The sequence below is a fragment of the Candidatus Cloacimonadota bacterium genome (genome assembly GCA_020532355.1).
Classification (GTDB): Bacteria; Cloacimonadota; Cloacimonadia; order Cloacimonadales; family Cloacimonadaceae; genus UBA5456.
Genome location: JAJBBD010000215.1, coordinates 1 through 3313 on the forward strand (window position 1 = coordinate 1; position 3313 = coordinate 3313).

Annotated in this window: 6 protein-coding genes; 2 read left to right on the plus strand and 4 right to left on the minus strand. The window is 40.4% G+C overall.

From position 1 onward, the window contains the following. Together LHW48_07345 and LHW48_07350 are read left to right on the plus strand one after the other, a co-directional pair. On the plus strand, positions 1 to 348 hold a 348-nt coding region (locus LHW48_07345), incomplete at its 5' end, for a hypothetical protein (GenBank protein ID MCB5260269.1). Continuing rightward, the gene (locus LHW48_07350) at positions 318 to 809 is read left to right on the plus strand and encodes a hypothetical protein (protein MCB5260270.1); all 492 of its coding nucleotides are present in this window, start codon (positions 318 to 320) and stop codon (positions 807 to 809) included. The genes LHW48_07345 and LHW48_07350, both read left to right, overlap by 31 nt. Positions 810 to 824: 15 nt before the next feature. Here the strand turns inward: LHW48_07350 and LHW48_07355 are convergent, their stop codons facing one another. From LHW48_07355 to LHW48_07370, 4 genes are all read right to left on the minus strand, one after another. Beyond that, on the minus strand, positions 825 to 1181 hold the full coding sequence (locus tag LHW48_07355; GenBank protein ID MCB5260271.1) for a hypothetical protein: 357 nt from the start codon (positions 1179 to 1181) through the stop codon (positions 825 to 827). Continuing rightward, positions 1178 to 1567, minus strand: a complete 390-nt coding sequence (locus LHW48_07360) for a hypothetical protein (GenBank protein MCB5260272.1) — start codon at positions 1565 to 1567, stop codon at positions 1178 to 1180. The genes LHW48_07355 and LHW48_07360 overlap by 4 nt, the downstream gene beginning before the upstream one ends. 11 nt (positions 1568 to 1578) lie before the next feature. Next, on the minus strand, positions 1579 to 2946 hold the full coding sequence (locus LHW48_07365; GenBank protein MCB5260273.1) for a hypothetical protein: 1368 nt from the start codon (positions 2944 to 2946) through the stop codon (positions 1579 to 1581). Between the two features lie 51 nt (positions 2947 to 2997). Further along, on the minus strand, positions 2998 to 3313 hold a 316-nt coding region (locus LHW48_07370; GenBank protein ID MCB5260274.1), incomplete at its 5' end, for a hypothetical protein.

The following is a 3313-nucleotide window of genomic DNA, read 5'->3' on the forward strand; positions in this document are numbered from 1 at the left end:
AGGGATATTGTGGATAATACTGCGGCAATCGTGATTCTGGTGGGAATGCAAAATGCCAGAGATCGCCTGGCGCAGATCAATGAATACTACTTCGACCGCTGCAATTCATTCTACGAGTTCGAATCAGCCAGTCTGAAAGATATCACTGCCATCGCCAGGGAAGTGCTTGAAGTGGAAGCGAGTCCGGAGCAAATCAATACGATCTATTTCAACAGTGGCGGGAATCTGCGCAAAGCCATGAAGATGCTACACCTGCTGGAAACGAGCATCAAAGCCGAACAAGGGATCACAGAAACCACAGAGCAAAGGAAAACACTATGCTTAACTTCGAAGCTGTCTCCAACCTGATCTCTAAGTATAATCAGCCCTTCACTCCCAGAATGCTGGCAGGCATGCTCGATAGCGACATCCATGAAGTCGAGCACCTGCTGGGCGATCTGGCGAAGGCGGATAAAGTGCGATGTATCTCTCCCAGCAATTCACTCTATGTGCGAGCCAACCGCTACACCCAAGGCATGGCTCCCGATCCCCGCTGTAAATGGAAATACGACATCCAGACTGCCATGAAGCTACTGGACATCATCGAAAACAAAAGCTATCGCTCCGTCAGAGAACTAACCAAAGACTTTGGCAGAAGCAGGCAGTTCGTATTCGTCTATCTGGAAGCCTTGGCCTCAATCAGCATCATCGGCATGAATCCACATGGCTACTATATCAAGACCAGGCTGGGTATAGAACAACTCGGACGCCATATCCAGCCTGGGATACTGGGTGTGTTGAAGAGGTACTCGGGGATGAGGAATCGATAAGATGGACTAGGCTAGCTAATCCTTCACATTCCAGTCCCAGCCTAACTCTGTTCGAGAATATCTTAAAGCATGGAATTTACTAAGTGCTGTTTTGAACTGCTTAAGAATAAGCAAAGCATCACTATTCGTTGGGAGAGATGATTCGTCAAGAGCTTCAACGAATGAAGTTGAAGGGTCATCGCCAAGCAACTCGATAATCCTTTTTAATACTTTATTGATACTGGTAACCTTGAATGCATTCATTACTTCGTCTTGTTTCTTTTTAGATAACTCTTCTACGGTATCGATGAGACTATCAAGGTGAGCATCTAGCAGCTCATACTCAGCTATCTCAGCATGTGTAATAGATTTAACAACTTGTTTAGTTTTCATAGTTTTTCCTTACCTAACTTTTTGGGAGGGTATGTTTTCAATTTGGTCTCTTTACCGTTAATCACCCAGTACCAGTCTCCAAAGTTCACTTTGATGCTATTCTCTCTCTCCTTTTCAAGACAAGCCATATATTGCTTGAGCATTACTACAACATCACTGTTTGACGGTAATTCATCAACGTCAAATGCTTTGAAATCAGAGAACGGCAGCAGATCAGATCTGAGAAGCTTGTTTGCTCGTGATATGATTGTGTTTACAAGGCCAACCTTATACTTGTTGAGCAGATCATTTGGGGCTTTCTTGGATATAATGCTTATCTCATCGTGTAGTGCTCCGATTTGGCTCAGGGTTTTCTCAAACTCCTCTATGTGTTTCTCACTTTTCATAGTTGATCTCCTTATCCTGGACATTTCCGGGTAAATTCAATATACTTTTTTTTAATGACTTCTATTGGATTGCGCTGCTTGTTCTCGAATACTTGGCACATTAGTCCAAGATCTGAATCGTCCAGTATGATAATGCATCTACGCTGTCCTGACCATAGGTCGATTGTGTTCTTTAGTATATTTATTGGTGCTGGATTCCGGGTAAAGATGATTCCAAATCTACCAAATTGATCTGTCATGTATCTATTTAGCTGATTTATATGATCTCTTTGTACCGATTCTACATTCTTAAGCTCAACAACGATCTGCCTTGCCTCATACTGATCGTATATATCTTTCAGAAAGTCGAAGGATCTGTTATTGTAGAATATCAGGTCTCTTATCTGGGTACCAGACTCAATCCTGCTCTGATCTTGGGCAAAATCAAGGTGGGGATACAAAAAAGAGGAAAGAACATTGACCATAGCATCTTCATATATCTTGTCTGCATTGTCTTTATTACCCGTAGGTGTTTTCTTAATCTTGGCTATGGCTCGTTTAGCTGATAATATGGGTATCTGCTTAAATAGAGGATCATTTTTGCAATCAGATGAACTTCTTTCCTTTCGAACAATATAGCTCTCAACAGCATCGTAGTTAGCTCTATTGTAGTGAAGAACACTGATACGATCTTGTTCTGATTGTGTACCATCGATGTCACGAACAAAATGATTTGAGAAGTAATCCTCATAATTAATCCATGGTATATATCTGAGCCATCTTTTAGGAACGAATAAGAGCGGTTTCTGATCTACCGGATTTAAAGGTAGATTAACAGATTCTTCGATAATCTTCAGAGAAGTATAATCTAGGCGAGTTATGTTCTGTTTTGATATTGGTATCCCAATCTGGTGGCATTGGTCTATCGTGTAGTCAATCAGGAATGATTTAACCAGAGAGCAGGTGAAATCACTTATCCTGTCTTTTGAAATTCCCTCCACCATTATTTGAACCTGCTCGAAGTGATTAAAACCATGTGATCTGATTTTGGGGATTGTATTGTAGAGTGAGAGAATACTTCGAGATGTAGATGAGGATATTTGTTTTCCTGTCCTAGACTTTGATAATCCCAAACCGACTTCGTTACATTCGGACATTGCTGTTAACAACGATATTGCCTCATCCTCTTTGCCTTTAACAAACAACTCTCCGATTCTGTTGAAAGTACTGATAATTTGTGTATGTAAGGCATTATCTTGTTGAGATGGGCTCTTCCAAAGTAAAAATGGATCGACGTATAAAGGAATATCTTCATCTAAAAAGGGTATAGCAAAGTCGACCTCATTCTGAAGCAATGAGACATTGTAATGGTCTGAGATTCTTGGTCTAATAAAACTCATTTGCCATCCTAGCACAAATTGATCGAATCTTATCTTTAATTAACTGCATCATCAGGCCCTAATCAACTCGTTTGTCTTCATCTTCTTTGAACGATATGTCCTACCAAGAGAGTCCTTTACTTTGAATTGGACATAACTATGATCATAATCATCCCTCACGACTTTTAGTAAATCTTCGGAAACCTCAACATAATAGGATGTTTTCTTACCTGGTGTTAACTCCACAGGTGATGATGAACTCTCTCTGTAATTGTAGTTTATTGCATAGTTGGTTTGCTTAGAGAACCTGCTCTTGGAAACACAAAACATTGGCTCATAATTGTATTTTGGAAATTTCGATGCATTAATAACATCAATATATACTACT

Coding starts and splice junctions, on each gene's coding strand:
- LHW48_07350 (MCB5260270.1), top strand. CDS start 318: ATGCTTAACTTCGAAGCTGTCTCCAACCTGATCTCTAAGTATAATCAG.
- LHW48_07355 (MCB5260271.1), bottom strand. CDS start 1,181: ATGAAAACTAAACAAGTTGTTAAATCTATTACACATGCTGAGATAGCT.
- LHW48_07360 (MCB5260272.1), bottom strand. CDS start 1,567: ATGAAAAGTGAGAAACACATAGAGGAGTTTGAGAAAACCCTGAGCCAA.
- LHW48_07365 (MCB5260273.1), bottom strand. CDS start 2,946: ATGAGTTTTATTAGACCAAGAATCTCAGACCATTACAATGTCTCATTG.